Here is a 22,826-nt window from a genome sequence, read left to right on the forward strand (position 1 = left end):
TGATGAGAGATGCAGCCGGCACCTTCGGGTGCCGGTTTTTTGTTGCCCCCGCCGATGCCGAATCGGATAGAAGACACGCATGTTCGCCCTGCTGACCCGCCCCAAGCGCAAGACGAAGCCGCTTCGTTCCGAGGAACGGATGCTTACGGTCGGCGAACGCAGCCTGCCGCTCACCATTCGCGAACATGCCCGCGCTACCCGCATCACCTTGCGCATCGAGCCCGGCGGCAGGGCGTTGCGCCTCACCGTGCCGGTTGGTTTGAAAAGCCGCGAGGTCGATGCCTTTCTTGCCCGCCACGATGGCTGGCTGCGCACCAAGCTGTCCCGCTTTTCGCCGGAAACCGGGCTGCGGCCGGGCGCCATGCTGTCGCTGCGCGGCGTGCCGCATCGCATCGTCCACACCGGCTCGCTACGCGGCCTGACCGAAGCGGTGGAGGAGGGGGGCGAACCCGTGATCCGGGTGAGCGGTCTGGAGGATCATCTCGGCCGGCGGCTGGAAGCCTTCCTCAAGAAGGAGGCGCGCTACGATCTGGAGCGTCTTTCGGCGATCCATGCGGGGCGCATCGGCAAGGCGATCAGATCGCTGACGCTGAAGGATACTCGCAGCCGCTGGGGCTCCTGCTCCTGGCAGGGCAATCTCAGTTTCTCCTGGCGCATCGTCATGGCGCCGCCGCTGGTGATCGATTATCTCGCCGCACACGAGGTCGCGCATCTGAAGGAAATGAACCATGGCCCGCAGTTCTGGGCACTGTGCGGCGAACTCTGCCCGGAAATGGAGACGGCCCGCCGCTGGCTGAAGGCGCATGGCTCGCAACTGCACGCCATCGACTTCGGTTGATCCGTGCCGGTCCGCAGAGGCCGTTTGCTCAAATGCCCTCGACTTGGCGCGCGATTCGTGCAACTTCGCCTGTCATGACACCAGACATCAAAATCTGCGGCCTGAAGACGCCGGAAGCGATCGACCTGGCGGTGGAGCGGGGCGCGAGCCATGTCGGCTTCATCTTTTTCGAAAAGAGCCCGCGCCACATCGATCCCCTGTCTGCGGGGGCGCTCGCGGACCGTGTGCGCGGCCGCGCCAAGATCGTCGCCGTCACCGTCAATGCCGACAATGAGGAACTGGAAGAAATCATCGCCTTCCTGAAGCCCGATATCCTGCAGCTGCACGGCGCGGAAACGCCGGAGCGCGTGCTGAATGTCAAGGCGGTGTTCGGCTTGCCTGTCATGAAGGCCTTTTCCATCCGCGAGACGGACGATCTGCGCAAGCTCGACGCCTATGAAGGACTCGCCGATCGTTTCCTGCTCGATGCCAAGGCACCGGAAGGATCGGATCTTCCGGGCGGCAACGGCGTTTCGTTTGACTGGCGCATTCTCTCGGCGCTTGACGCCAATATCGATTACATGCTTTCCGGCGGCCTTACCAAGGACAATGCGGCGGACGCCCTGTCCATGACAAAGGCCCGCGGGCTGGACCTGTCGTCCGGCGTGGAAAGTGCCCCCGGGGTCAAGGACCCTGCCAAAATCAACGCCTTCTTCGATGCGATCGATCAGTGGCGTTCCAGCGTTTCCAAGGGAGTGAAGCCGTGAACCAGTCGCTCAAACCCAATTCCTTCCGGGCCGGTCCGGATGAAGATGGCCGCTTCGGCATCTATGGTGGCCGCTTCGTCGCCGAGACGCTGATGCCGCTGATCCTCGATCTGGAGGCGGAGTGGAACAAGGCAAAGACGGATCCGGAATTCCAGGCCGAGCTTGCCCATCTCGGCACGCATTATATCGGCCGTCCGAGCCCGCTCTATTTCGCCGAGCGCCTGACCGCCGAACTCGGCGGGGCAAAGATCTATTTCAAGCGCGACGAGCTGAACCATACGGGCAGCCACAAGATCAACAACTGCATCGGCCAGATCCTGCTTGCCAAGCGGATGGGCAAGAAGCGCATCATCGCCGAAACCGGTGCCGGCCAGCACGGCGTGGCATCCGCCACCGTGGCCGCCCGCTTCGGCTTCCCTTGCGTCGTCTACATGGGCGCGACGGATGTGGAGCGCCAGGCGCCCAACGTGTTCCGCATGAAGCTGCTCGGCGCCGAGGTGAAGCCGGTGACTTCCGGTCACGGCACGCTGAAGGATGCCATGAACGAGGCGCTGCGCGACTGGGTCACCAACGTCGAGGATACCTATTACATCATCGGCACGGCGGCTGGTCCGCATCCCTATCCGGAAATGGTCCGCGAATTCCAGTCGGTGATCGGCAAGGAAGCCCGCGAACAGATGATGGCCGCCGAAGGCCGCCTGCCGGACATGCTGGTGGCTGCCGTCGGTGGCGGTTCGAACGCGATCGGCCTGTTCCATCCCTTCCTGGATGACGAAGGCGTGCGCATCGTCGGCGTCGAAGCTGGCGGCAAGGGTCTCGACGGCGAAGAGCATTGCGCCTCGCTGACGGCCGGCCGCCCTGGCGTGCTGCACGGCAACCGCACCTATCTGCTGCAGGATGGCGACGGCCAGATCAAGGAAGGCCATTCCATTTCGGCCGGCCTCGATTATCCGGGCATCGGCCCGGAACATTCCTGGCTGAAGGATAGCGGGCGCGTCGAATATGTGCCGATCAAGGATGACGAGGCGCTGGCCGCCTTCCAGCTGCTCACCCGCACCGAAGGCATCATCCCGGCGCTGGAGCCGAGCCATGCGCTGGCCGAGGTCATCAAGCGCGCGCCGACCATGGACAAGGACCAGATCATCCTGATGAACCTCTGTGGCCGCGGCGACAAGGACATCTTCACCGTTGGCAAGATTCTCGGAATGGGTCTCTGATCATGACTGCACGCATGGACAAACGTTTTGCCGATCTGAAAGCCGAAGGCCGTCCGGGGCTGATCACCTATATGATGGGTGGCGACCCGGATTTTCAGACCTCGCTCGGCATCATGAAGGCGCTGCCCGGTGCGGGCGCCGACGTGATCGAACTCGGCATGCCTTTCTCCGATCCGATGGCGGATGGCCCGGCCATCCAGCTGGCCGGTCAGCGGGCGCTCGCCGGCGGCCAGACGCTGGCAAAGACGCTGGATCTTGCCCGTGAATTCCGCAAGGACGACCAGGACACCCCGATCGTGCTGATGGGCTATTACAACCCGATCTACAACATGGGCGTGGAGACCTTCCTCGATCAGGCGCTGGAGGCCGGCATCGACGGGCTGATCGTTGTCGACCTGCCGCCGGAAATGGATGACGAGCTGTGCATCCCGGCGCTGGCCAAGGGCGTCAACTTCATCCGTCTGGCAACGCCGACGACCGACGAGAAGCGCCTGCCGACCGTGCTGCGCAACACCTCCGGCTTCGTCTATTATGTCTCGATGAATGGCATCACCGGTTCGGCCCTGCCGGATCCCTCGCTGGTCGGGGCTGCCGTGCAGCGCATCAAGGCGCATACGGATCTGCCGATCTGCGTCGGCTTCGGCGTCAAGACCGCCGATCATGCCCGGGCGATCGGGGCTGCCGCCGATGGCGTCGTCGTTGGCTCCGCCATCGTCGCGCAGGTGGCCGGCAGCCTGACCGCCGATGGCAAGGCGACGGATCACACCGTTTCTGCAGTCACGACGCTGGTCAGCGGTCTTGCGACCGGCGTCCGTTCGGCCCGCCTTGCTGCGGCCGAGTAAAATCACCACATTGACGATCGTCAATCAGGAGTTTCGTCCGTGAACTGGATCACCAACTATGTACGCCCCAAGATCAACTCGATGCTGGGGCGTCGGGAAGTGCCGGAAAATCTCTGGATCAAGTGCCCGGAAACGGGCGAAATGGTCTTTCACAAGGATCTGGAAGAGAACAAGTGGGTCATTCCCGCCTCCGGCTTCCACATGAAGATGCCGGCCAAGGCGCGCCTTGCCGATCTGTTCGACGGCGGCGTCTATGAAAACCTGCCGCAGCCCAAGGTGGCGCAGGACCCGCTGAAGTTCCGCGATTCCAAGAAATACGCAGATCGCCTGAAGGACAGCCGCACCAAGACCGAGCAGGAAGACACGATCCTTGCCGGCCTCGGCCAGGTGAAGGGCGTCAAGCTGGTCGCCGTCGTGCATGAGTTCAACTTCATAGGCGGTTCGCTCGGCATGGCGGCCGGCGAGGCGATCGTCAAGGCGGCCGAACGGGCGCTGGCCGAACGCTGCCCGCTGGTGATTTTCCCTGCTTCCGGCGGTGCGCGCATGCAGGAAGGCATTCTCTCGCTGATGCAGCTGCCGCGCACGACGGTTGCCATCGATATGCTGAAGGAAGCCGGTCTGCCGTATATCGTCGTGCTGACCAATCCGACGACCGGCGGCGTGACCGCCTCCTATGCCATGCTGGGCGATGTGCATATTGCCGAGCCCGGTGCCGAAATCGGCTTTGCCGGCAAGCGCGTCATCGAGCAGACGCTGCGCGAAAAGCTGCCGGAAGGCTTCCAGACCTCCGAATACCTTCTGGAACATGGCATGGTCGACATGGTGGTCAAGCGTCACGACATCGCGCAGACGCTCGCCACCCTGCTGAAGATCATGCTGAAGCAGCCGGCCAATGCCGATCAGCCGCTGGCGCTGACGGCCTGACCCGATGACAGGAGCCCCGGGGACTTCCATGAACGACGTTGCCCAGACCGAGGCGGAACAGGTCATCAACGAGCTGATGACCCTGCACCCCAAGGGGTTCGACATGACGCTCGGCCGCATGCGTCGCCTGCTGGAGGTGCTCGGCAATCCGCAGGACCGCCTGCCGCCGATGATTCATGTGGCGGGCACCAATGGCAAGGGCTCCGTCTCCGCCTTCAGCCGCGCGCTTCTGGAAGCGGGCGGCCATGCCGTGCATGTCCACACCTCGCCGCATCTGGTGAACTGGCATGAGCGGTACCGTATCGGCCAGCGCGGCCGGCCGGGCACGCTCGTTGACGATGCACTGCTGGCCGATGCGCTGCGCCGCGTGGCGACAGCCAATGCCGGCCAGGCGATTACCGTCTTCGAGATCCTGACGGCGGCGAGTTTCCTGCTGTTTTCGGAGATCCCGGCCGATGCCGTCGTGATCGAGGTCGGCATGGGCGGGCGTCTCGACTGCACCAATGTGGTGGATCGCCCCGCGGTCTCCGTCATCATGCCGATCTCCTTCGACCATCAGGCCTATCTCGGCGACCGCGTCGAGCTGATCGCCGCCGAAAAGGCCGGCATCATGAAGAAGGGTTGCCCCGTCGTCATCGGTCACCAGGAATTCGATGCGGCCGAAGAGGTGCTCGTCTCGACAGCAGAACGGCTCGGCTGTCCGTTCTCGGTCTATGGGCAGGACTTTTCCGCGCATGAGGAATTCGGCCGGATGATCTATCAGGACGAATTCGGTCTTGCCGATCTGCCCCTGCCGCGTCTGCCGGGCCGCCACCAACTCGCCAATGCCGCTGCTGCCATTCGTGCAGTGCGCGCGGCGGGCTTCGAGGTGACCGATGCCATGATGGAACAGGCGATGACGGGTGTTGAATGGCCTGGCCGCCTGCAGCGCCTGACCGACGGCGCGCTCATTCCGCTCGCTCCGCAAGGTGCGGAAATCTGGGTCGATGGCGGACACAATCCAGGCGCCGGCGAGGTGATTGCCGAAGCCATGGCCGCCTTCGAGGAAAAGCAGCCGCGGCCGCTTTACCTCGTCACCGGCATGCTGAACACCAAGGATCCGGTCGGCTATTTCCGCGCCTTTGCCGATATTGCCGAATGCGTGTTCACCGTGCCGATCCGCGGCAGCGATGCCGGGCTCGATCCGGTGGTTCTGGCCAATGCGGCCTATGATGCGGGTCTCGTAGCCGAACCGCATTCGACGGTGGCCGAGGCCCTGGCGGAAATCACGGCCCGTCAGTTGCCGGGCACGGCACCGCCCCGCATCCTGATTGGCGGATCCCTTTATCTGGCCGGCAATGTGCTGGCCGATAACGGCACGCCCCCGACCTGATCGGCTGAAATCCTTCAGACACGAAAAAGCCCGGTGTAAGCCGGGCTTTTTGCCGTTCAGATCCCGATTGTCAGCGGATCAGGCGTTGCCGGAAATCCAGCTGGAGAGGGCCGACTTCGGGGCTGCACCGACCTTGATGTCGGCCACTTCGCCGCCCTTGAACACGGCGAGCGTCGGGATGGAGCGAACGCCGAACTTGGCGGCCAGTTCCGGGTTCTCATCAATGTTCAGCTTGGCGATCTTCACCTTCCCGGCCAGTTCGGTTGCGATTTCCTCGAGGCTCGGCGCGATCATCTTGCAGGGACCGCACCACTCGGCCCAGAAATCCACAACGACGGGTTCGGACGCTTCCAGAACTTCGGCTTCGAAGTTGGCGTTGTCGACTTTCACGGTAGCCATGGGGCTCTCCTTCAATGGGGGTGTTGTCACAGATGTGATGCGCGGGGCTGCGAAATTCAATCCTGCCTATCTCACTTTGTATCGAGTTCGGCAAGGGAGCGTGACAGCACCGCCTCCGGCAGCACCAGAACCCGCGTCGTCTCGGTATAGACGAGCACGCAGCGGATGGGCCGGCCCGGATAGAGCGGCTGCAATATCTCCCGGTAGATCGCCATCTGGGCGCGGTGCGAGAGCGGTGCCGTCTCCGCCGTCTGCGGGGTGAAGCGGTTGGTCTTGTAGTCGAGAAGCGTCACAGTCCCATCGGTATCGACGCTCAGCCGGTCGATGCGGCCGGAAACGGCATGGTCGCGGCCATTGAGCGACAGCCGGCCCATGATCGAGACCTCCGCCTGTGCATGCGCCGTGAACACCGATTGCAGCTCGGGATGCGAAAGCACGCCGAGAATGGAGGCGAGAAGCGCCTCCCGCTCCGCCACCGGCCAGAAACCGGCGGTGCGGGCGAGATAGCGGCGGGCAGCATCCTCCTGCTCCGCAGGGGGAAAGGCGGGCAGCATTTGCAGCATCCGGTGCGTCAGGCGGCCTTTCTGCAAGGCGCGGCTGCCGACGGGCTGTTCGCCGAACAGGGGAGAGACGAAGGGAGCCTCGCCATCCTCCTCCTCGATCATAATACCGGCACCGGAAGGGCTCAGCGGCCGGGGCAGGGGTGGCAGCGGCGGCAGAGGCCGGAACAGGGCGTCCGGCAGGGCGTCGGCGGCAGGGTCTGTCGCGTCCGCTGCGTTTGGCTCCCGCTTCAGCACACGCTGCGGACCGGACGCCATGCGCCAGCGATAGCCGCCCCATTCACCATCCGGGCCGGAGAAGCGCGCCGGCTCGCAATGAGCGGTGTCGGCGCCGAGCGCCCGCTCCACCATGGCAAGCCAGCTGTCCTCGTTGTCCCTCTTGCCGCGATAGCCGCACAGGATCAGCCGGTCGGCGGCCCGCGTCATGCCGACATAGAGAAGGCGGCGATATTCCTCTTCCGCCGATTGCCTCAGACGCTCCTCGTCGGCCGCGCTCAGCGCATTGGCCAGTGTCTTGCCCGGCACCCAGGCCGGCACGCGGGCGGTGCCTGCCGTCAGAAAGCGGAATTTCGGGACATGGCTCGAGACGAAGGCCTTCGAGCCGCTATCGACCAGGAAGACGATCGGCGCCTCAAGGCCCTTGGAGGCATGCACGGTCATGATGCGTACTTCGTCGCGCCCGCTGTCCTGCTCACGCTTGATCTCGGGCGATTCCAGCTCCAGCGTGGAAACGAAGCTCTGCAGACCGGGAAGGGTCTTGTCCTCATGGTCAAGCGCAAGGCTCAGGAACTCGTCCAGCACATCGCCCGCCTCGCTGCCCAGCCGCGCCAGAAAGCGTTTGCGCCCGCCTTCGGCTCCCAGCAGGCGGGCGAAGAAATCATGCACGCTGAGCCGACCCGCCAGGCCGCGCAGATGGTCCAGCCGGTCGCGGACCGCGGCAAGCCTTGCATCGCCGGTATCGGCCAGCGCACCAAGCTGTTGCCAGGCGCTGGTTGCCTCCGGGCGAAGGGCGGCAATGCGAAAGAGATCGTCCTCGTCGAGGTCGAAGAGCGGGCTCTTCAGCACGGCGGCGAGCGAAAGGTCATCCTGCGGCTGCAGCAGGAAGCGGGAGAGCGCCATGAGATCCTGCACCGCGATATGGCTGGCGAGCCGCAGGCGGTCGGCACCGGCGACCGGAATATCGCCGCGCCGCTTCAGCGCCCGCGTCAGTGCATTGACGAAAGCATCACGCTTGCGCACCAGCACCAGAATGTCGCCGGGGCGGATCAGCCGCTCCTTGCCTTTCTCGATCACCGTCTCGCGGTCGACCAGTTCGCCGATCCGGTGGGCGATGCGGGCGGCCAGAATGGCGGAGGGGGCGCGGTCCGGCGTCGCATCGAACGGCGCGGTCCAGTCCTCCTCCATCTCGCTGACGTCAGGGACGACAGTCTCCCAGAGGTCGACGGCGCCGGCATGGCCGATGCGGTTGGACCGGTGGATGACGGGATCGCCGATGGCGCTCAGGCCTCTGGCATTGTCCTCCAGCGAAAAGACCTGATCGACGGCGCTCAGCACATCGGCCGTCGAGCGGAAGGAGAGGGGCAGGCGCACCGCGTGGAAGCGCTGGCCGCTCTCGGCCACCCGCCGCTCGGTGGCGCTGCGCTCTTGCGCAAAACGCTCCGGACGGGCCCCCTGAAAAGAATAGATCGACTGCTTTTCATCGCCGACGGCAAACAGGGTGCGCCGGGTTTCGCGCGCGCTTTGACCGCTGAAGAAATCCTCTGCCAGCGACTGGATCACCGTCCACTGGATCGGGCTCGTATCCTGCGCCTCGTCGACCAGGATATGGTCGATGCCCTGGTCCAGCTTGTAATGTACCCAGGCGCCCACGCCATCGCGGGTCAGGAGATCGGCGGTACGGTTGATGAGGTCCTCGAAGTCGAGCAGGCTGCGGCGGCGCTTCAGCTCCTCGTAATCCTCGCCGAGCCGTTCGGCGAGGGTCAGCGCGGCGCGGGTGGCGGCAAACATCCGCACCACCTTCAACCGGTCGCGGCAGGTCGCCACATGGTCGCGGGCCTCGGCGATGGCTTCGGCCAGTTCCGGGGCAGCTGTCAGCATGGCCTTGGCCGCCAGCGAGGAATCCGCCTTCGGCTTGCCGGCCTGGGTGAGGAAGACCTGATCGAGCAGGCGGGCGCGCTCGGCCGGGTCCATCTCGGCGATAGCGCGCTTCAGGGTGATGGCGGCCTCGCCCGCCTTTGCGCCGCCCTTGGCCTCGGCAAGCTCCAGATAGGTGGTCAGCCGGCCGTCTATGAGGCCGGGCAGTGGCCAGTAGGCAGCGAGCGCCGTCTCAAGCGTTTCGTCCGGCGCCAGGCCATAGGCGCGGCGCAGCACGGCATCCCGTCCGCCATGCTCCGCCGCCTGTTCCAGAAAATGACCGATGGCGGCGCGATTGGCGACGATATCCGAGAGCAGGGCTTCCAGACCGGATTCGTCCCCGAGATCCAGCACATGGGCAAAGGCCTCGGCGAGTTCCACATCCTCTTCCATCGCGGTCGCCGTCAGCAGCGAACGGCGCGCCTCGGCGAGCAGCGCGGAGGCAGACACATCGTCCAGCACGGAGAAATGGCCGGCGACATTCGCCTCCAGCGGAAACTGGTGCAGCAGCGCCTCGCAGAAGGCGTGGATGGTCTGGATCTTCAGGCCGCCCGGCGTTTCCAGCGCCTTCGCAAACAGGCGACGCGCCTCGGCAAGCTTGAACAAATCCGGCTCATGGCCTTCGATGCCCGCGATCCTGTCCCGCAGCTCCGCATCCGGCAGCACGGCCCATTCCGCCAGCCGCTGGAAGACGCGGTTCGACATTTCGGAGGCGGCGGCCTTCGTATAGGTCAGGCAGAGAATGGCGGAGGGTCGGCAGCCGGAGAGCAGCAGCCGGATCACGCGCTGCGTCAGCACATGCGTCTTGCCGGAGCCGGCATTGGCCGACACCCAGGCGGAACTTTGCGGATCGGAGGCGCGCGCCTGCTGGCCGGCGGTCCAGTCCAGCCAGCGGCGGGGATCCTCGCCCAGCGTCTCCAGCCCTGTCTCACTCATCGCCGTCACTGTCCTCTGCATCCGCCGTCGACCATTCCGCCACGCGGGCGAGATGGTCGTAATCGCCGCCGACATCGCTCTGCATCATCGGGATGAGGCGGGAGGCGAAGCCGACGCGGTTTTCGCGAAGTCGCGTCACGAAGCCGGTCAGCTGGCTGATCGCGTCCTGCGCCAGTTCGAGCGCCGATTTCGGCTGGGTGGAAGCGGTGGCGCGCGCACCCTCATTGTTCACCTTGTCCCACGTGAAACGTTCGCCGGGACGCAGCCGCACGTAGAGAAGATTGTCCGGCCGCTGTTCGCCGATCGCCTTGAAGGCACCGGCCTGCAGCGCTGCTGCCTCAAGGGCCAGCTGCGGGTCGAGCAGGGCGCGCGCCTGGGCGGGCGACGGGTTGAGGCCGGTCTTGTAGTCGATGATGTCGGCATCGCCAGAGCGCTTGATGTCGATCCGGTCGGCAATGCCGGTCACCCGGATGCCCGCTTCCGCCAGTTCGTAGCCGGCCGGCAGTTCGGTGTAGGTGCGGCGGATGTCTGGCGCGCGAGCCTCTTCCCAGCGCTGGAAGGCACGGGCCACCTCGCGAAAGCGCGGCCGCCAGACCTGATCGATATGCGGCGGCAGTGCTTCGCGGTCGAACTCCTCGGCAATCAGCCGCTGCATCACCTCCAGCGCATGCGGCGAGCCGGGCACCGGCGCGACCCGCGTATAGCGTTCGATGATGCGGTGATAGAGCGTGCCGCGTTCGGCAGCGCCTGGATCCTCGTTGAAGGGTTCGAGCGGATCGAGCCGCAGGATGCGCCGCGCATAGATGGCATAAGGGTCGCGGCGAAGCCGCCCGACCTCGCTGAAGGAATAGCTTCGCGGCTGGCGATCGGCCGGCGGCGTCGGTGCGGGACGGCGGGCCAGCGGCTGCCGTTCCTCGCGGCGTGGCGTGTCGATCATCCGTGCCCAGCGGCGATAATCTTCGCCGCGCGCGCGCAGATCGCGTGCCAGCTGCTCGCCACCAAGCGCCAGCAGGCGTTGCAGCCAGCGGGAGGCGACGGTCGGTGCGCCGCCCTGGCGCAGGGCGCGGGAATAGATGATGTGCCGGGTGCCGTTCGCCATCTGGAAATCATGTGCCAGCTGGCCGATCCGTCGCTCGGGCGGCTCGAGCCCCATGTCCGTCTTCATGCTGCGCGACAGAAAGGGGTTCTGCACCGATTGCCCCGGCCAGGACCCTTCGTTCATGCCGCCGAGCACAAGCGTGTCGACAGTCTGTAAGCGGGCCTCCAGCGTGCCGAAGATGAAGACGCGCGGATGGCTGAGCTGGCGGGGCTTCACGGCTTCGCTCGCCATCAGGGCAGCCATGATGTCGATCCATTGCGGCCCGTCGGCCTCGATCTGGCCGTTGGTCTCGATGATTTCGCCGAGCAGCCCGGCCAGCCTCTCGCCGGCTTCTCCCGTCCAGAGGGGCCGCAGGCCCTGCTCTGCATCGAGGCCGACGGCTTCCAGCACGCGGCCGGTGCGGTTTGCCCAGTCGGAGAGGGGCAGCCGTGCGGTCATCGGGCGCCCGTCGGCGCGGCGGGAGACGAGAACCTCGGCCAGCGGCTCGACGGCTTCGGCGATGCGTCTCGCCAGCGCGCGGGCCCGATCGGTGGCATCTTCCGGCAGCGACTGGCGCCATTGCGGCGGATGGCGGTCGGTCTTCTGCTCCGTCAGCCGCTTTTCGAGCAGCGGCTCCAGGCCGGCCAGATCCGGCTCGCCGGTGCCGCCGCGCAAGGCCAGAAGCTCCAGCGCTTCCGAGGCCGCACGACCCTCCGTCGGTGAGAGCCCGAAGCGGGCCAGCGGATGTTTCATCAGTGCGGTGATGGCGACCGGATCACCGGGCCTCAGAACGGCCTCCAGCACCAGCGTCAGCAGCGTTCCCTGTGGCGTGGCTGACAGAGGCGTGCCGGCCGTGTCGTCGGCGGTGATGCCGAAGCGGGCGAGTTCGGCGGCCACGCGACGGGCGAGCGCGCGATCCGGCGTAATCAATGCGGCCTGCGAAGAACCGTCGCGTCCCGGCGCTTCGAGCGCCATGCGCAGCGCAATGGCAATCGCGGTCGCTTCCTCCCGCTCGTTGGCAGCCTCGATGAGGCTCACATCGGCAAAGGCGGCGCGGATCGTCTCCTGCGTCGTCTCCTGACGCCAGTCGTTCCAGCGATCGGTGGCGTCGGCCGGCGCCAGTGCCTGTGACAGAAGAAGGGAGCGACCGGCGAGATCCGGGTCGGGCAGACCCAGTTGTTCGACCTCGGCGCGGGTCACGGCGAGTTTTTCCAGAAGCCGGTACAGGCCGTATTGCGGATGGCTGCGGCTGGCGGGATCGGGGCGCAGGCCTTCCGCCCCGCGGCCGAGCAGGGCCCATTGATCCTCCGGCATATCCTGATCGAGACCCGGCAGCACGATGGCACCGTTCGGCAATGTCGCGATGGCGGCAATCAGATTGGCGGCGGCCGGCACCGAACCGGTGGAGCCCGCCACGATCACCGGGTCGTTACTGCTGTGGGCAGCCATCCGTCGCGTCTCGCCATTCAGGATCGCTGCCTTGTGGCGGGCGGGCGAGGAACGGCGCAGCTCTTCCAGCCGCACCGGCCAGAAGGCGCTGGCGATCTTGAGAAATTCCGCCGTCAGCTGCCACCAGAGCGAGTGGTCGCCGGTCTGCAGCCGTTCGAGGTCCGCCCAGTCGCGCTCTTCTGTTTCGATTGCGTCGATCAGTTCGCAGAGCGACCGCGCCAGCCAGATGGCATCGGCGGGGCTGGCGGGCGCGACGAGCGGCGAATCCCGGTGCACGTCGATGATCGCCTGCGGCAGCGCATTGCGCCAGGCGAGAATGAGACGCCCGAGTTCCAGCAGCCGCGCCGTGCTGCTGATCGGCAAGGCGAGATCCATCTCTTCCGGGGCGACGAGATCGAAGAAGCCGGCATCGTCATCCGTCTCGCCGAGCGGCCGGATGAGCGGCAGGATGGCCGAGCGCCCGCCCAGCAGATCGACGAATTCGGACCGCAGCACGCGGGCCGCGCGCCGGGTTGGGACATAGATCGTCACCCGGGACAGCGAGAGCGGATCTTCGGGGGTGTAGCGGAAGCTGGAGAGCAGGCGGCCGTCGCAGAGCGCTGCCGCCACGGTGCGCAGGAAGGGCACCGCAGGGGCAATGGTGAGGATCCGCTTCTGCTGCCGATGATCCATGGTCAGGCCCGGGCCGCTTGCGCCGCAAGGAAGGCTTCCGCTTCCGCAAGCCCTTCGGGCGAGCCGACGGTGATCCAGCGACCACGAAGATCGGTGCCGAACAGGCGGCTGCGGGCAATCGCCTTGTCGAAATAGATGTTGAGATTGAAGGCGGTGTCCGGCGCATCGTCCATGAAGGCAGTATCCATCACGAAGGCGCCGGCATAGACCACCGGATGTGCGTCTCCCTCCCGGTAGCGCGCTAGCCGACCGTCGGCGGCCATGTCGAAGTCGCGCTTGCCGTCATGACCGATGGCGCGGTCGAGGTCGGTGCACAGCATGGCCATGTCCATGCGCGCGGGATCGTAAAAGGAGATCAGGCGGCGGAGGTTCGAGGCTTCGCCGGCCGGCTCGTTGACCCAGAACAGATCGGCATTCATCACGAGAACCGGGCCGGGCGGCAGAAGCTTCAGCCCCCTGGCGAGCCCCCCGCCATTGTTCATCAGCTGTTCGCGCTCGTCGGAAATGTGGATCCGGAAATCCTGCCGCGCAGCCAGATAGGCTTCCATCTGGTCGGCATGATGGTGCAGGTTGATGGCAAGGGTACGGATGCCGGCTTCGGCCAGCAGGTCGAGGATATAGTCCAGCATCGGTCGTCCGCCGACCGGCACCAGTGGTTTCGGCATGTGATCGGTGATGGGACGAAGGCGCGTGCCGAGCCCTGCGGCCAGCACCATGGCATTTTCGAGGGTCATCGGGTCGGGTCCTGAAGTCGCTCGTGTCTAGACGCTGAAATCGATACCCGCTTCTGCCATCCATTGGCTGAGCTGCGCAAGCACCGGATGGCGAAGCGTCTGATCGAGATAGCCGAGCGTGCGCGGCATGTGCTGCAGATAGCCGGGCTTGCCGTCGCGCTGTTTCAGCCGCACCCAGAGGCCGGCCAGCTTGCAGTTGCGCTGGGCGGCCATGATGGCAAAGGCCGTGCCGAAGCGTTCCGGATCGAATGGCCCTTGCGCGCGGCGTAGCGCCGCGTAGCGGGCGTAGAGGTCTTGTCCGAGATCCGGCGGAATGGTCACCCGCGCATCCTGCAACAGAGAGGCGAGGTCATAAGCGGTCGGGCCGATCATCGCATCCTGGAAATCGATGAGGCCGACGCGCTGCAGACCCTCCCGGTCCGCCCGCCAGATCAGATTGGGGGAATGGTAGTCGCGCAGCAGCAGATGCCGCTCGGCATCGGCCAGTTCGGCGATCAGCCCGTCCCAGATCGTGGCATAGGCTTCCTTCTCCGCCTCCGTCACCGGCGCGCCGCCGCGCTTCCAGGGCAGATACCAATCGACCAGCAGGCGGGTTTCGATCTTCATCGCCACCGGATCGAAATCCGGCACATGGTGGATATGATCCGGTCCAGCGGGAAGATCGCGGACCAGCGGGCTGCCATGCAGATGCGCCAGGCAATCGAGGCTTGCGCGATAGCGTTCGGGAATGGGCGCGCCCGCCTCGTCCACCACGCCCTCCGATCCCAGATGCTCGATCAGCAGGATGCCCTGCGCGTAGTCGACCGCCAGGACTTTCGGCGCGGCAAGACCGAGGCCGAGCAAGTGATCGGCGATGGCCACGAAGGGGTGGGCGGTTTCGGCCAGATGCGCGACCTTGGGATAGGGCTTGCCGTCCAGCACCGGCGGTCCGTCCGGCCGCAGCGGCCAGTCCATCAGCACAAAGGCTTCGCCCGTCTCGCGGGTGATCGTTTCATACGCGCGCAGCGAGGCATCGCCGGTGAGAAAGCGGCGGCTTGCGCCGGCAAAGCCATGCGCATTGAGGAAGGCACGGATCTCCAGCACGCGGCGAATCCGGGCAACAACCGGCTGCGGTCCGGCAATCTGCGCCCGTCGTCCGTCGCCGTCATGGGTGAGGGTCAGGCGAATGCGGTCGGCCGGCAGTTCGGTCTCGGCCATTTCCGGCCACTCCACCAGACAGATGCCATCGCCGAGCGCTTCGTCAAAGCCGAGTTCGTCGAGTTCGGATCCATCGGCCAGCCGGTAGAGATCGAAATGCGCAACGGGAATGCGCAGGTCGTAGCTCTGCACCAGCGTAAATGTCGGGCTCGGCACTTCCAGGTCCGGATCGTCCGCCAGCGCCCGCAGGAAGGCGCGCGCCAGCGTCGACTTGCCGGCGCCGAGATCGCCCGACAGCGCCAGGCAGTCGCCGGCTTTCAGCGCCAGCACAAGATCCTCGCCGAAGCGGATCGTCTCCGCCTCGCTGGACAGGGTCAGCGTCAGAGAAGCTTCAGCCATCATTCGGCAGCAACAGACCGGATGTTCATGGCGCTCGGAATGCGGCAGGTCACGATGGTGCCTTCGCCCATCCGGCTATCGATCCTGACATCGCCGTGATGCAGGTTGACGAAGCTTTCGACGATGGAGAGGCCGAGACCGGCGCCGCTCTTCTTGCCGCCCTTGCCGCTGGAGAAGCGGTCGAACACCGTCTTCAGCATATCCTCGCTCATGCCGGGGCCGCGATCGGCGACCGAGAAGAAGAAGTCCGTTCCCTCGCGCCAGCCGCGCAGCGTCACCGTGCCGCCCTCCGGCGAAAAATTCGCTGCATTGGTGATCAGCTTGATCAGGATCTGCTTCAGCCGCTGCTGGTCGGCCACGATGGTGCCGAGGTTCTTCGGCGCCAGGATTTCCAGCGTCACGGCGTTTTCGTAGAGCCGGTCGGCGATCTGCATGGCGACATCGTCCAGCAGGTCGTCGACATCCACCTCGGAATAGTTCAGCTCCATGATGCCGGCATCGACGGTCGCCAGATCGAGAATGTCGTTGACGATGGTCAGGAGCAGCGAGGAGGAGGCGGAGATGTGGTCCACATATTCCGCCTGCCGCTCGTTGAGCTGGCCGATGCCCGGCGTCTTCAGAAGATCGGTGAAACCAATGATGTTGGTGAGCGGCGACCGCAGTTCGTAGGAGACGTGCTGGACGAAATCGTTCTTCAGCTCATCCGCCTTGCGCAGTGCCTCGTTCTTCTCCTTCAGCGCCCGCTCCGCACGCGCGCTGTCTGTCATGTTGACGAAGGTCAGCATGGTCTGCGCGTTCGGCAGCGGGATAACCGCATAATCGAGCACGATGCCGGAGAAGAGTTCGAATGTGCCTTGCAGCGAGGGACGCTCATCGTCGAAGTTGGTCAGCATCTGGCCGAACAGGCGCCAGCCGTCCGGCCGGTCGTATTCGGCAGCGCAGGCCGTCTCGATGGCGCGGATATGCGTGCCCGGCGCGGTCTGTTCCTCGGTGAGGCCCCAGAGCGCCCGGAAGGCAGGGTTCGACAGGCGGATGCGTCCGTCCGGCCCGAAGACGGCAACGCCTTCCGCCAGATGGTCGATGGTCTCGCCCTGCACCTTGACCAGCGTGTTGTAGCGGGTTTCGAGATCCACCTGCTCCGTGAGGTTCTCGAACACCCAGGTGACGCCGCCCTGCGGATGCGCGGTGGCAATCACCTGCAGGGTCTGGCCGTTCGGCAGATGCCAGCGGTTGGTTTGCGTGTCGAGCGACCGGTAGACGGAGAGCACGCTTTCCTTCCAGTTGCGCCAGTTCAGCTGCTCCGGCAGCTTGTTCTGGCTGCGCAGACGGTCCAGCAGTTCGTTGTGATCGGGTCGGCTTTCCAGGAAGCCGAGATCGAGGTCCCAGAGCCGCGCGAAGGCCTGGTTGTAGAATTGCAGGCGCTGCTCGCGGTCGAAGATGGCAACCGGGGTTGCCAGATGATCCAGCGTCTCCGCATGGCTCTTCAGCGTACGGGTGAGTTCGGCCCGCACGGCCTCTGCTTCGGAGACGTCGATCGCCATGCCGGCGGAGCCGGCCTTGCCGACCACATCAACGACGTCGAACACGGTTCGGTTGCCGCGCACCACGGTCGAGACGCGGTCATGGAAGGGCGAATGCACGGTGGCGGTGGCGCGGATCTTCTCGCGCGCGATGCTGCCCAGGAATTCCCGGCTTTCCTGCACCGCCTGCGCAGGAGTCGTTGCTTCCACGGCGTCGCCATAGGCCTGGTTCACCCAGGCGAGATTGCCGTCGGGATCGCGATGCCAGACCGGCTGTTCGAGCGAATCGAGCAGTGTCTGGAACAGATTGATGGAGGTCACGAGCCGCTCGCGCTCGATCTTCAATTCCGCAAGTTCGGCGCGCAGATTGTTCAGCGCCACAAAGCGCACGAAAGCCTTGCCACCGGAGACGCGGCCCTGCACGTCGAGAATTTCGTCGCGGTTCGTTTCGACCGCCATCTCAAAGCTGCGCGCCTTGCTGCGCAGCGCTTCGACCGCCCGCTCCAGTTCCGCCGCCGAATGGGGGCGCAGCCAGCGACCGAAGGCGAGGAAATCGCGATCTTCCTGCGGCGCACCGGATTCCGCTGGCAACTGGCCAAGGAATTCCGGCCGCGACGGGCCGGCCTCCCAGATCACGATACGCCGGTTCTTGTCGGCAATCAGCGCCTCGTAGTTCGAGATGCGCTGCTGCGCTTCCGACAGCGCCGAGCGCATTTCCTCGCTCTCGGTCTCCAGATGGCCGCGCTGGCGCACCAGCCAGATCGTCGACAGCAGGGCTGCCGCGATGGCGCCCACCGCAAACGAGGAGAAGATCACCTCCGATGAGGTGAAGAGCCTGCTGGCGCCGATCGCCTGCTGCTGGGCCATCGCCGTACCGGCAATGCCGGAGAGCGCCGTACCGGCGAGGCCGGACGCCATCCGGCGCCAGAACCGCGCCAGGGGAGGACGGCCGGTTTTCCGACAGGATGTCACCACCAATGATTGTGTCGATGCCGGTGCCTCGTCGCAACCGCCATCCATGAACGGCTTCCCGCGGGAAGCCCGTTTCTTTTCCGCCATTCCGGTCTGTCTCCGTCCGATTTGCCGCTTTGTCGACAAGACATCCCAGTCCGCGCAACGCCGCACCGATGCGCGAATCAAGTGCTAAAACAATATCTGCTTCGCCAAATTGCGGCAAAGGGGGCGGACAAAAAAAGAGGTTGCGGGAAAGTCAAGCCCGCGACCTCTACATCTTGTGGACCGATCTTAGAAAATCAGTACCTGTAGTGCTCTGCCTTGAACGGGCCCTGCTGCGACACGCCAATATAGGCGGCTTGCTCATCCGTGAGCTGGGTAAGCTTCACGCCGAGCTTGGCGAGGTGCAGGCGGGCGACCTTCTCGTCGAGATGCTTCGGCAGCACATACACGCCCGGCTTGTATTCGCCGGTCTTGGTGAACAGCTCGATCTGGCCGAGAACCTGGTTGGTGAACGACGCCGACATCACGAAGGAGGGGTGGCCGGTCGCATTGCCGAGGTTCAGCAGGCGGCCTTCCGAGAGCAGGATCATCCGGTTGCCCTTCGGGAAGGTGATCATGTCCACCTGGGGCTTGATGTTGGTCCACTTCAGGTTCCGCAGCGAGGCGACCTGGATCTCGTTGTCGAAGTGGCCGATATTGCCGACAATCGCCATGTCCTTCATCTCGCGCATGTGCTCGATGCGGATGACGTCCTTGTTGCCGGTGGTGGTGATGAAGATGTCAGCGGAGGAGACGACATCCTCGAGCTGCACCACCTCATAGCCGTCCATGGCGGCCTGCAGGGCACAGATCGGATCGACTTCCGTTACCTTCACGCGGGCGCCGGCACCGGTCAGCGAGGCGGCAGAACCCTTGCCCACGTCGCCATAGCCGCAGACCACGGCGACCTTGCCGGCCATCATCACGTCGGTCGCGCGGCGGATGCCGTCGACCAGCGATTCCTTGCAGCCATACTTGTTGTCGAACTTCGACTTGGTGACACTGTCGTTGACGTTGATCGCCGGGAAGGGCAGCAGGCCGCGCTTGGCGAGGTCATAGAGACGGTGAACGCCCGTGGTGGTTTCTTCCGTGACACCCTTGATCGCATCGCGCTGCCTGGTGAACCAGCCGGGAGAGGCCTTGAGGCGCTTCTTGATCTGGGCGAACAGGATCTCTTCCTCTTCGGAGCCCGGCTTCGACAGAACGTCCTCGCCGGCTTCGGCACGGGCGCCGAGCAGGATGTACATGGTGGCATCGCCGCCATCATCGAGGATCATGTTGGAAAGGCCGCCATCGGTCCACTGGAAGATGCGGTCGGTATAGTCCCAGTATTCGGTGAGCGATTCACCCTTCACGGCAAAGACCGGAATGCCGGCGGCTGCGATCGCGGCAGCCGCATGGTCCTGCGTCGAGAAGATGTTGCAGGAGGCCCAGCGCACATCGGCGCCCAGCACCTTCAGGGTCTCGATCAGCACGGCCGTCTGGATCGTCATGTGCAGCGAGCCGGAAATGCGCGCGCCCTTGAGCGGCTTCGTCTCGCCGAATTCGGCGCGGCAAGCCATCAGGCCCGGCATTTCGGTTTCGGCAATGTCGAGTTCCTTGCGGCCGAAATCGGCAAGCGCGATGTCCGCGACGATGTAATCGTTCTCAACTGTCATGGTGGCTCTCCAGCTTCGCAGGGGGCTACCGTTCATCGGCAAGCCGCGTGGAATCCAGCCATTGCCACAAGGCAACGGCGCTGCCTGCGTTTAGCAGGCTTACCGGAAACTAGCAATAAGGATATAAAGAAGTCTTTATATGATCGTTACATCTCTTCGCCAAACCGGTCGGCGATGAGGCGGGTCAGAGCCTCCAGAGCGGCCTCGGCCTCGTCCCCGCTGGCGCTGACCTCGATGGTGCAGCCAGGGCTGGCTGCCAGCATCATCAGTCCCATGATCGATGTGCCGCCCACCGTCATTCCATCCTTGGAGACGCGGATATCGGCGTTGAAGCCGGCCACGGTCTGGACGAATTTGGCAGATGCCCGCGCATGCAGGCCGCGCTTGTTGATGATCAGCAGTTCACGGGAAAACGGTTCGGACATCGAGCCTGTTCACTTGCCGCTGAGCACGCGGCTTGCCACGTTGATATATTTGCGGCCGGCATCGGCAGCCTCCGCAAGAGCTTTCTGCATGTCGTTCTCGCCGCGCACGCCGGCCAGCTTGATCAGCATCGGCAGGTTGACCCCGGCGATGACCTCGATGCGGCCGCTGTTCATCACGGAGATCGAGAGGTTCGAGGGCGTTCCGCCGAACATATCGGTCAGGATGACCACACCATGGCCGCTGTCGGCGCGCTCGACTGCGGTGACGATATCCTGCCGCCGCTGGTCCATGTCATCGTCGGGACCGATGCAGACGGTCTCGATACATTTCTGGGGTCCCACGACATGCTCCAGCGCATGACGAAATTCCTCAGCCAGCTTGCCATGGGTGACAAGCACCAGTCCGATCATATTGAATTCACCCCCCAGTACAAGGATACGCTCGACCTCGTTTCGCACTGCAACAGGTCAGACGGCGGTGGGAAGCCATCTTGTCCATGTAAAGGCGAAGTGCAAGCTAAAAATCGTCGTGGATCGGTCATGTGAAGGGTCGTTCACCCCGAAAATCGGGTCGCAACGCTGCAATCAAGGCAAGCGGCTGCGTTGTGCTGCGCAAGAGGCGCAGGAGTGGAAGGCTGGCGGCTTCATCCAGAGCGAGCATTTCATTGTCGGGCGGCAGGCGTTCTGCTGTGTCATTTGGCACAACGCGGATGACGAGATCCAGACTTGCCTTTGCGATGCTGTCCACCCGCCCAATGCCGCTGCCGAAAATCTCGATGAGGCCCGCAATCGAGGCCGGGCGTTCCGCGATCAGCCTGTCTCCCGTCCTGCGGATGAAGACCTGATCATCCGCGATGAGTGCGGCAAATGCGCCGGCGCGCCGCGCCTCCTGAAGGCAGGTAAAGGCAAGCGTCGATTTCCCGCTGCCTGAGGGGCCGACGAACAACAGGCCCCGCGTGCCGACGACGATCGCCGTACCGTGCACATTGGTGGCCTGCACCGTCACGCGCTGCCTCCTGCCGGCAGGGTGAGCGTGAAGCGGGCGCCGGTGACGGTGCCACCGCTTTTCAGGTTCTCCGCCTTCAACGCGCCGCCATGAGCCTCCGCGATCTGCCGGCTGATGGAAAGACCAAGCCCGGAATTCTGGCCAAAGCTCTCCCCTTCGGGACGGTCGGTGTAGAAGCGTTCGAAGATGCGGTCGATGTCTTCGGCGCGGATGCCCGGCCCGTTGTCATCCACCTGGATCACGCAGTTCCCGCGCTGGCGGCTGAGCTTGACGGTGATGCGGCCATCCTTGTCCGGCACGAAGGAGCGGGCATTCTCGATCAGGTTGGTGATGATCTGGCCAAGGCGCAGGTCATGACCATGCACCAGATAGCTTGCCTTGGTGCCGGGCTTGTGTTCCACGGCCAGTTCGATGTTGACGGGCTTTCGACCGGTGCGGATCTGCCGGGAAATATCGACCAGATTGCCGAGCAGCACTTCGAGATCGACCGGTGCCGCGTCCGAACGGGCGAGTTCCGCATCAAGGCGCGAGGCATCGGAAATATCGGTGATCAGGCGGTCGAGGCGGCGTACATCGTGGAGGATGATGTTGGTCAGCCGTTGCTTGGAATCCTCGGTCTTGGCGAGCGGCAGGGTTTCGACGGCGCTGCGCAGCGAGGTCAGCGGGTTCTTCAGCTCATGGCTCACATCGGCGGCAAAGCTCTCGATCGCATCGATCCGGTCGTAAAGCGCGTTCGTCATGTCGCGCAGGGCGATCGAAAGATTGCCGATCTCGTCCTGGCGGGCGGAGAAATCCGGAATCTCCTCGCGTTGCTTCACCCCGCGCCGCACGCGGATCGCCGCGGCCGAGAGGCGGCGCAGCGGGTTGGCGATGGTGGAGGACAAAAGCAGCGACAGCAGGATGTTGACGAGGGTCGCGACGCCGAAGACGCGCATGATCGCCAGACGTTCCGCATGAACGATGTTGTCGATGTCGCCGGCCTGGGTGGAGAGCAGGAGCACGCCGAGCACGGCGCGGAAGCGCTGCACCGGGACTGCGACCGAAACGATCAGTTCACCCTTGTCGGTGACACGCACCACCGCACCCCGCACGCCGGTCAGCGCATTCATCACTTCGGGATAGATCGAGCCATCGCCGCCCGGTGCTTCCTTGTAGGCCGGCAGGTTTCCGGGCTGCAGCAGGCGGTTGAAGATGCCGGCAAACCATTCGCTCCAGGTGACCGTCTCGTTTTCCACCGGCGGCAGGTCGTAGCGCAGAACCTGACCGCGCGAATAAAGATGGCGCGAATCAAGCAGCAGGTTGGCATCGGCATCGAACAGACGTGCGCGGGTGCGGGTCGGCGAAATCAGCCGGCGCAACACGGGGGCGACACGCTCGGGATCGATCGGAAAATCGAGATCCTCGTCGTTCGGGACCGGCGTGATGCTCTGGCCGGCCTGCAGTTCAAGGAGCTTCTGCGGATCGATGGTGATCGAATTGGTATCGACGGACGCGGAGGCCGAAATGGCGCCGGCAATGATTTCGCCTTGCGTCAGCAGGCTTTCGACGCGCGCATCGATCAGCCCCTCGCGGAACTGGTTGAGGTAGAGAATGCCGCCGACCAGAACTACCGTCGCGGCAATGTTGAAGAACAGGATTCGGCGCGTGAGGCTGGAAAAAACCGCGTTGCCGAAGATGCGGCGCATCAGGGTGAAGGGATGCGACCACAGCCGTCGGGCAGGGCGGACGGGTTGTACCTCGTCCGCACCCCGGTCTTCGGAATCCATCGTCTGATCGGCCACGCCT

At 64.7% G+C, this 22,826-nt stretch carries 17 protein-coding genes; 6 read left to right on the plus strand and 11 right to left on the minus strand.

Annotation, left to right across the window (positions count from 1 at the left end; all coding sequences use genetic code 11):
- Nucleotides 1–79 precede the first annotated feature (79 nt).
- The 6 genes from F3H95_RS24500 (at nt 80) to F3H95_RS24525 (ending at nt 5,939) form a co-directional block, all read left to right on the plus strand.
- Nucleotides 80–838 (plus strand): SprT family zinc-dependent metalloprotease, encoded by a 759-nt coding sequence (locus tag F3H95_RS24500; protein WP_149747878.1) that lies wholly within the window; start codon nt 80–82, stop codon nt 836–838.
- 74 nt (nt 839–912) lie between these two features.
- On the plus strand, nt 913–1,584 hold the full coding sequence (locus tag F3H95_RS24505; RefSeq protein ID WP_149747879.1) for a phosphoribosylanthranilate isomerase: 672 nt from the start codon (nt 913–915) through the stop codon (nt 1,582–1,584).
- On the plus strand, nt 1,581–2,801 hold the full coding sequence (gene trpB, locus F3H95_RS24510) for a tryptophan synthase subunit beta (RefSeq protein WP_143125252.1): 1,221 nt from the start codon (nt 1,581–1,583) through the stop codon (nt 2,799–2,801). The genes F3H95_RS24505 and trpB overlap by 4 nt, the downstream gene beginning before the upstream one ends.
- Before the next feature lie 2 nt (nt 2,802–2,803).
- Nucleotides 2,804–3,643 carry a tryptophan synthase subunit alpha gene (trpA, locus tag F3H95_RS24515; RefSeq protein WP_143125251.1) on the plus strand — a complete coding sequence of 280 codons (840 nt, stop codon included), beginning with the start codon at nt 2,804–2,806 and terminating at the stop codon, nt 3,641–3,643.
- A gap of 39 nt (nt 3,644–3,682) precedes the next feature.
- Nucleotides 3,683–4,567: an acetyl-CoA carboxylase, carboxyltransferase subunit beta gene (gene accD, locus F3H95_RS24520; protein WP_143125250.1), complete on the plus strand. Its 885-nt coding sequence runs from the start codon at nt 3,683–3,685 to the stop codon at nt 4,565–4,567.
- A 28-nt stretch (nt 4,568–4,595) separates the two neighbouring features.
- The gene (locus tag F3H95_RS24525) at nt 4,596–5,939 is read left to right on the plus strand and encodes a folylpolyglutamate synthase/dihydrofolate synthase family protein (protein WP_143125249.1); all 1,344 of its coding nucleotides are present in this window, start codon (nt 4,596–4,598) and stop codon (nt 5,937–5,939) included.
- A gap of 78 nt (nt 5,940–6,017) precedes the next feature.
- Here the strand turns inward: F3H95_RS24525 and trxA are convergent, their stop codons facing one another.
- The 11 genes from trxA to F3H95_RS24580 all read right to left on the minus strand — a co-directional run bounded on the left by trxA (nt 6,018) and on the right by F3H95_RS24580 (nt 22,807).
- The gene (trxA, locus tag F3H95_RS24530; protein ID WP_143125248.1) at nt 6,018–6,338 is read right to left on the minus strand and encodes a thioredoxin; all 321 of its coding nucleotides are present in this window, start codon (nt 6,336–6,338) and stop codon (nt 6,018–6,020) included.
- Nucleotides 6,339–6,409: 71 nt separating this feature from the next.
- Entirely contained in the window at nt 6,410–9,967 is a 3,558-nt protein-coding gene (addA, locus tag F3H95_RS24535; RefSeq protein WP_149747880.1) for a double-strand break repair helicase AddA, read from the minus strand.
- Entirely contained in the window at nt 9,960–13,166 is a 3,207-nt protein-coding gene (gene addB / locus F3H95_RS24540; RefSeq protein WP_149747881.1) for a double-strand break repair protein AddB, read from the minus strand. Before addB ends, addA begins: the two co-directional genes overlap by 8 nt.
- Before the next feature lie 2 nt (nt 13,167–13,168).
- Nucleotides 13,169–13,900, minus strand: a complete 732-nt coding sequence (locus F3H95_RS24545; protein ID WP_143125245.1) for a nucleotidyltransferase family protein — start codon at nt 13,898–13,900, stop codon at nt 13,169–13,171.
- A gap of 27 nt (nt 13,901–13,927) precedes the next feature.
- Complete coding sequence (gene tsaE / locus F3H95_RS24550; RefSeq protein WP_149747882.1) at nt 13,928–15,439, minus strand: tRNA (adenosine(37)-N6)-threonylcarbamoyltransferase complex ATPase subunit type 1 TsaE; 1,512 nt, start codon at nt 15,437–15,439, stop codon at nt 13,928–13,930.
- A complete protein-coding gene (locus tag F3H95_RS24555; RefSeq protein WP_143125243.1) occupies nt 15,436–18,015 on the minus strand; it encodes an ATP-binding protein in 2,580 nt (859 codons plus the stop codon). Before F3H95_RS24555 ends, tsaE begins: the two co-directional genes overlap by 4 nt.
- A 194-nt stretch (nt 18,016–18,209) precedes the next feature.
- Nucleotides 18,210–19,610 (minus strand): adenosylhomocysteinase, encoded by a 1,401-nt coding sequence (gene ahcY, locus F3H95_RS24560; RefSeq protein WP_143125242.1) that lies wholly within the window; start codon nt 19,608–19,610, stop codon nt 18,210–18,212.
- Nucleotides 19,611–19,756: 146 nt separating this feature from the next.
- Complete coding sequence (locus F3H95_RS24565) at nt 19,757–20,035, minus strand: HPr family phosphocarrier protein (RefSeq protein ID WP_143125241.1); 279 nt, start codon at nt 20,033–20,035, stop codon at nt 19,757–19,759.
- 9 nt (nt 20,036–20,044) lie between these two features.
- Nucleotides 20,045–20,446 (minus strand): PTS sugar transporter subunit IIA, encoded by a 402-nt coding sequence (locus F3H95_RS24570; protein WP_143125240.1) that lies wholly within the window; start codon nt 20,444–20,446, stop codon nt 20,045–20,047.
- Between the two features lie 127 nt (nt 20,447–20,573).
- A complete protein-coding gene (locus tag F3H95_RS24575; RefSeq protein ID WP_149747883.1) occupies nt 20,574–21,041 on the minus strand; it encodes an HPr kinase/phosphorylase in 468 nt (155 codons plus the stop codon).
- Nucleotides 21,038–22,807: a sensor histidine kinase gene (locus F3H95_RS24580; RefSeq protein ID WP_149747894.1), complete on the minus strand. Its 1,770-nt coding sequence runs from the start codon at nt 22,805–22,807 to the stop codon at nt 21,038–21,040. The genes F3H95_RS24575 and F3H95_RS24580 overlap by 4 nt, the downstream gene beginning before the upstream one ends.
- Nucleotides 22,808–22,826 lie beyond the last annotated feature (19 nt).

The organism is Rhizobium sp. RU35A (assembly GCF_900156005.1).
Taxonomy (GTDB): Bacteria; Pseudomonadota; Alphaproteobacteria; order Rhizobiales; family Rhizobiaceae; genus Neorhizobium; species Neorhizobium straminoryzae.

What these genes read in the sequence shown, in the direction of transcription:
- trpA (WP_143125251.1), top strand. Translation starts at nt 2,804, where the DNA reads ATGACTGCACGCATGGACAAACGTTTTGCCGATCTGAAAGCCGAAGGC.
- addA (WP_149747880.1), bottom strand. Translation starts at nt 9,967, where the DNA reads ATGAGTGAGACAGGGCTGGAGACGCTGGGCGAGGATCCCCGCCGCTGG.
- F3H95_RS24565 (WP_143125241.1), bottom strand. Translation starts at nt 20,035, where the DNA reads ATGTCCGAACCGTTTTCCCGTGAACTGCTGATCATCAACAAGCGCGGC.
- F3H95_RS24570 (WP_143125240.1), bottom strand. Translation starts at nt 20,446, where the DNA reads ATGATCGGACTGGTGCTTGTCACCCATGGCAAGCTGGCTGAGGAATTT.
- F3H95_RS24545 (WP_143125245.1), bottom strand. Translation starts at nt 13,900, where the DNA reads ATGACCCTCGAAAATGCCATGGTGCTGGCCGCAGGGCTCGGCACGCGC.
- F3H95_RS24555 (WP_143125243.1), bottom strand. Translation starts at nt 18,015, where the DNA reads ATGGCGGAAAAGAAACGGGCTTCCCGCGGGAAGCCGTTCATGGATGGC.
- tsaE (WP_149747882.1), bottom strand. Translation starts at nt 15,439, where the DNA reads ATGATGGCTGAAGCTTCTCTGACGCTGACCCTGTCCAGCGAGGCGGAG.
- F3H95_RS24580 (WP_149747894.1), bottom strand. Translation starts at nt 22,807, where the DNA reads ATGGATTCCGAAGACCGGGGTGCGGACGAGGTACAACCCGTCCGCCCT.
- F3H95_RS24525 (WP_143125249.1), top strand. Translation starts at nt 4,596, where the DNA reads ATGAACGACGTTGCCCAGACCGAGGCGGAACAGGTCATCAACGAGCTG.
- F3H95_RS24505 (WP_149747879.1), top strand. Translation starts at nt 913, where the DNA reads ATGACACCAGACATCAAAATCTGCGGCCTGAAGACGCCGGAAGCGATC.
- trxA (WP_143125248.1), bottom strand. Translation starts at nt 6,338, where the DNA reads ATGGCTACCGTGAAAGTCGACAACGCCAACTTCGAAGCCGAAGTTCTG.
- ahcY (WP_143125242.1), bottom strand. Translation starts at nt 19,610, where the DNA reads ATGACAGTTGAGAACGATTACATCGTCGCGGACATCGCGCTTGCCGAT.
- addB (WP_149747881.1), bottom strand. Translation starts at nt 13,166, where the DNA reads ATGGATCATCGGCAGCAGAAGCGGATCCTCACCATTGCCCCTGCGGTG.
- F3H95_RS24500 (WP_149747878.1), top strand. Translation starts at nt 80, where the DNA reads ATGTTCGCCCTGCTGACCCGCCCCAAGCGCAAGACGAAGCCGCTTCGT.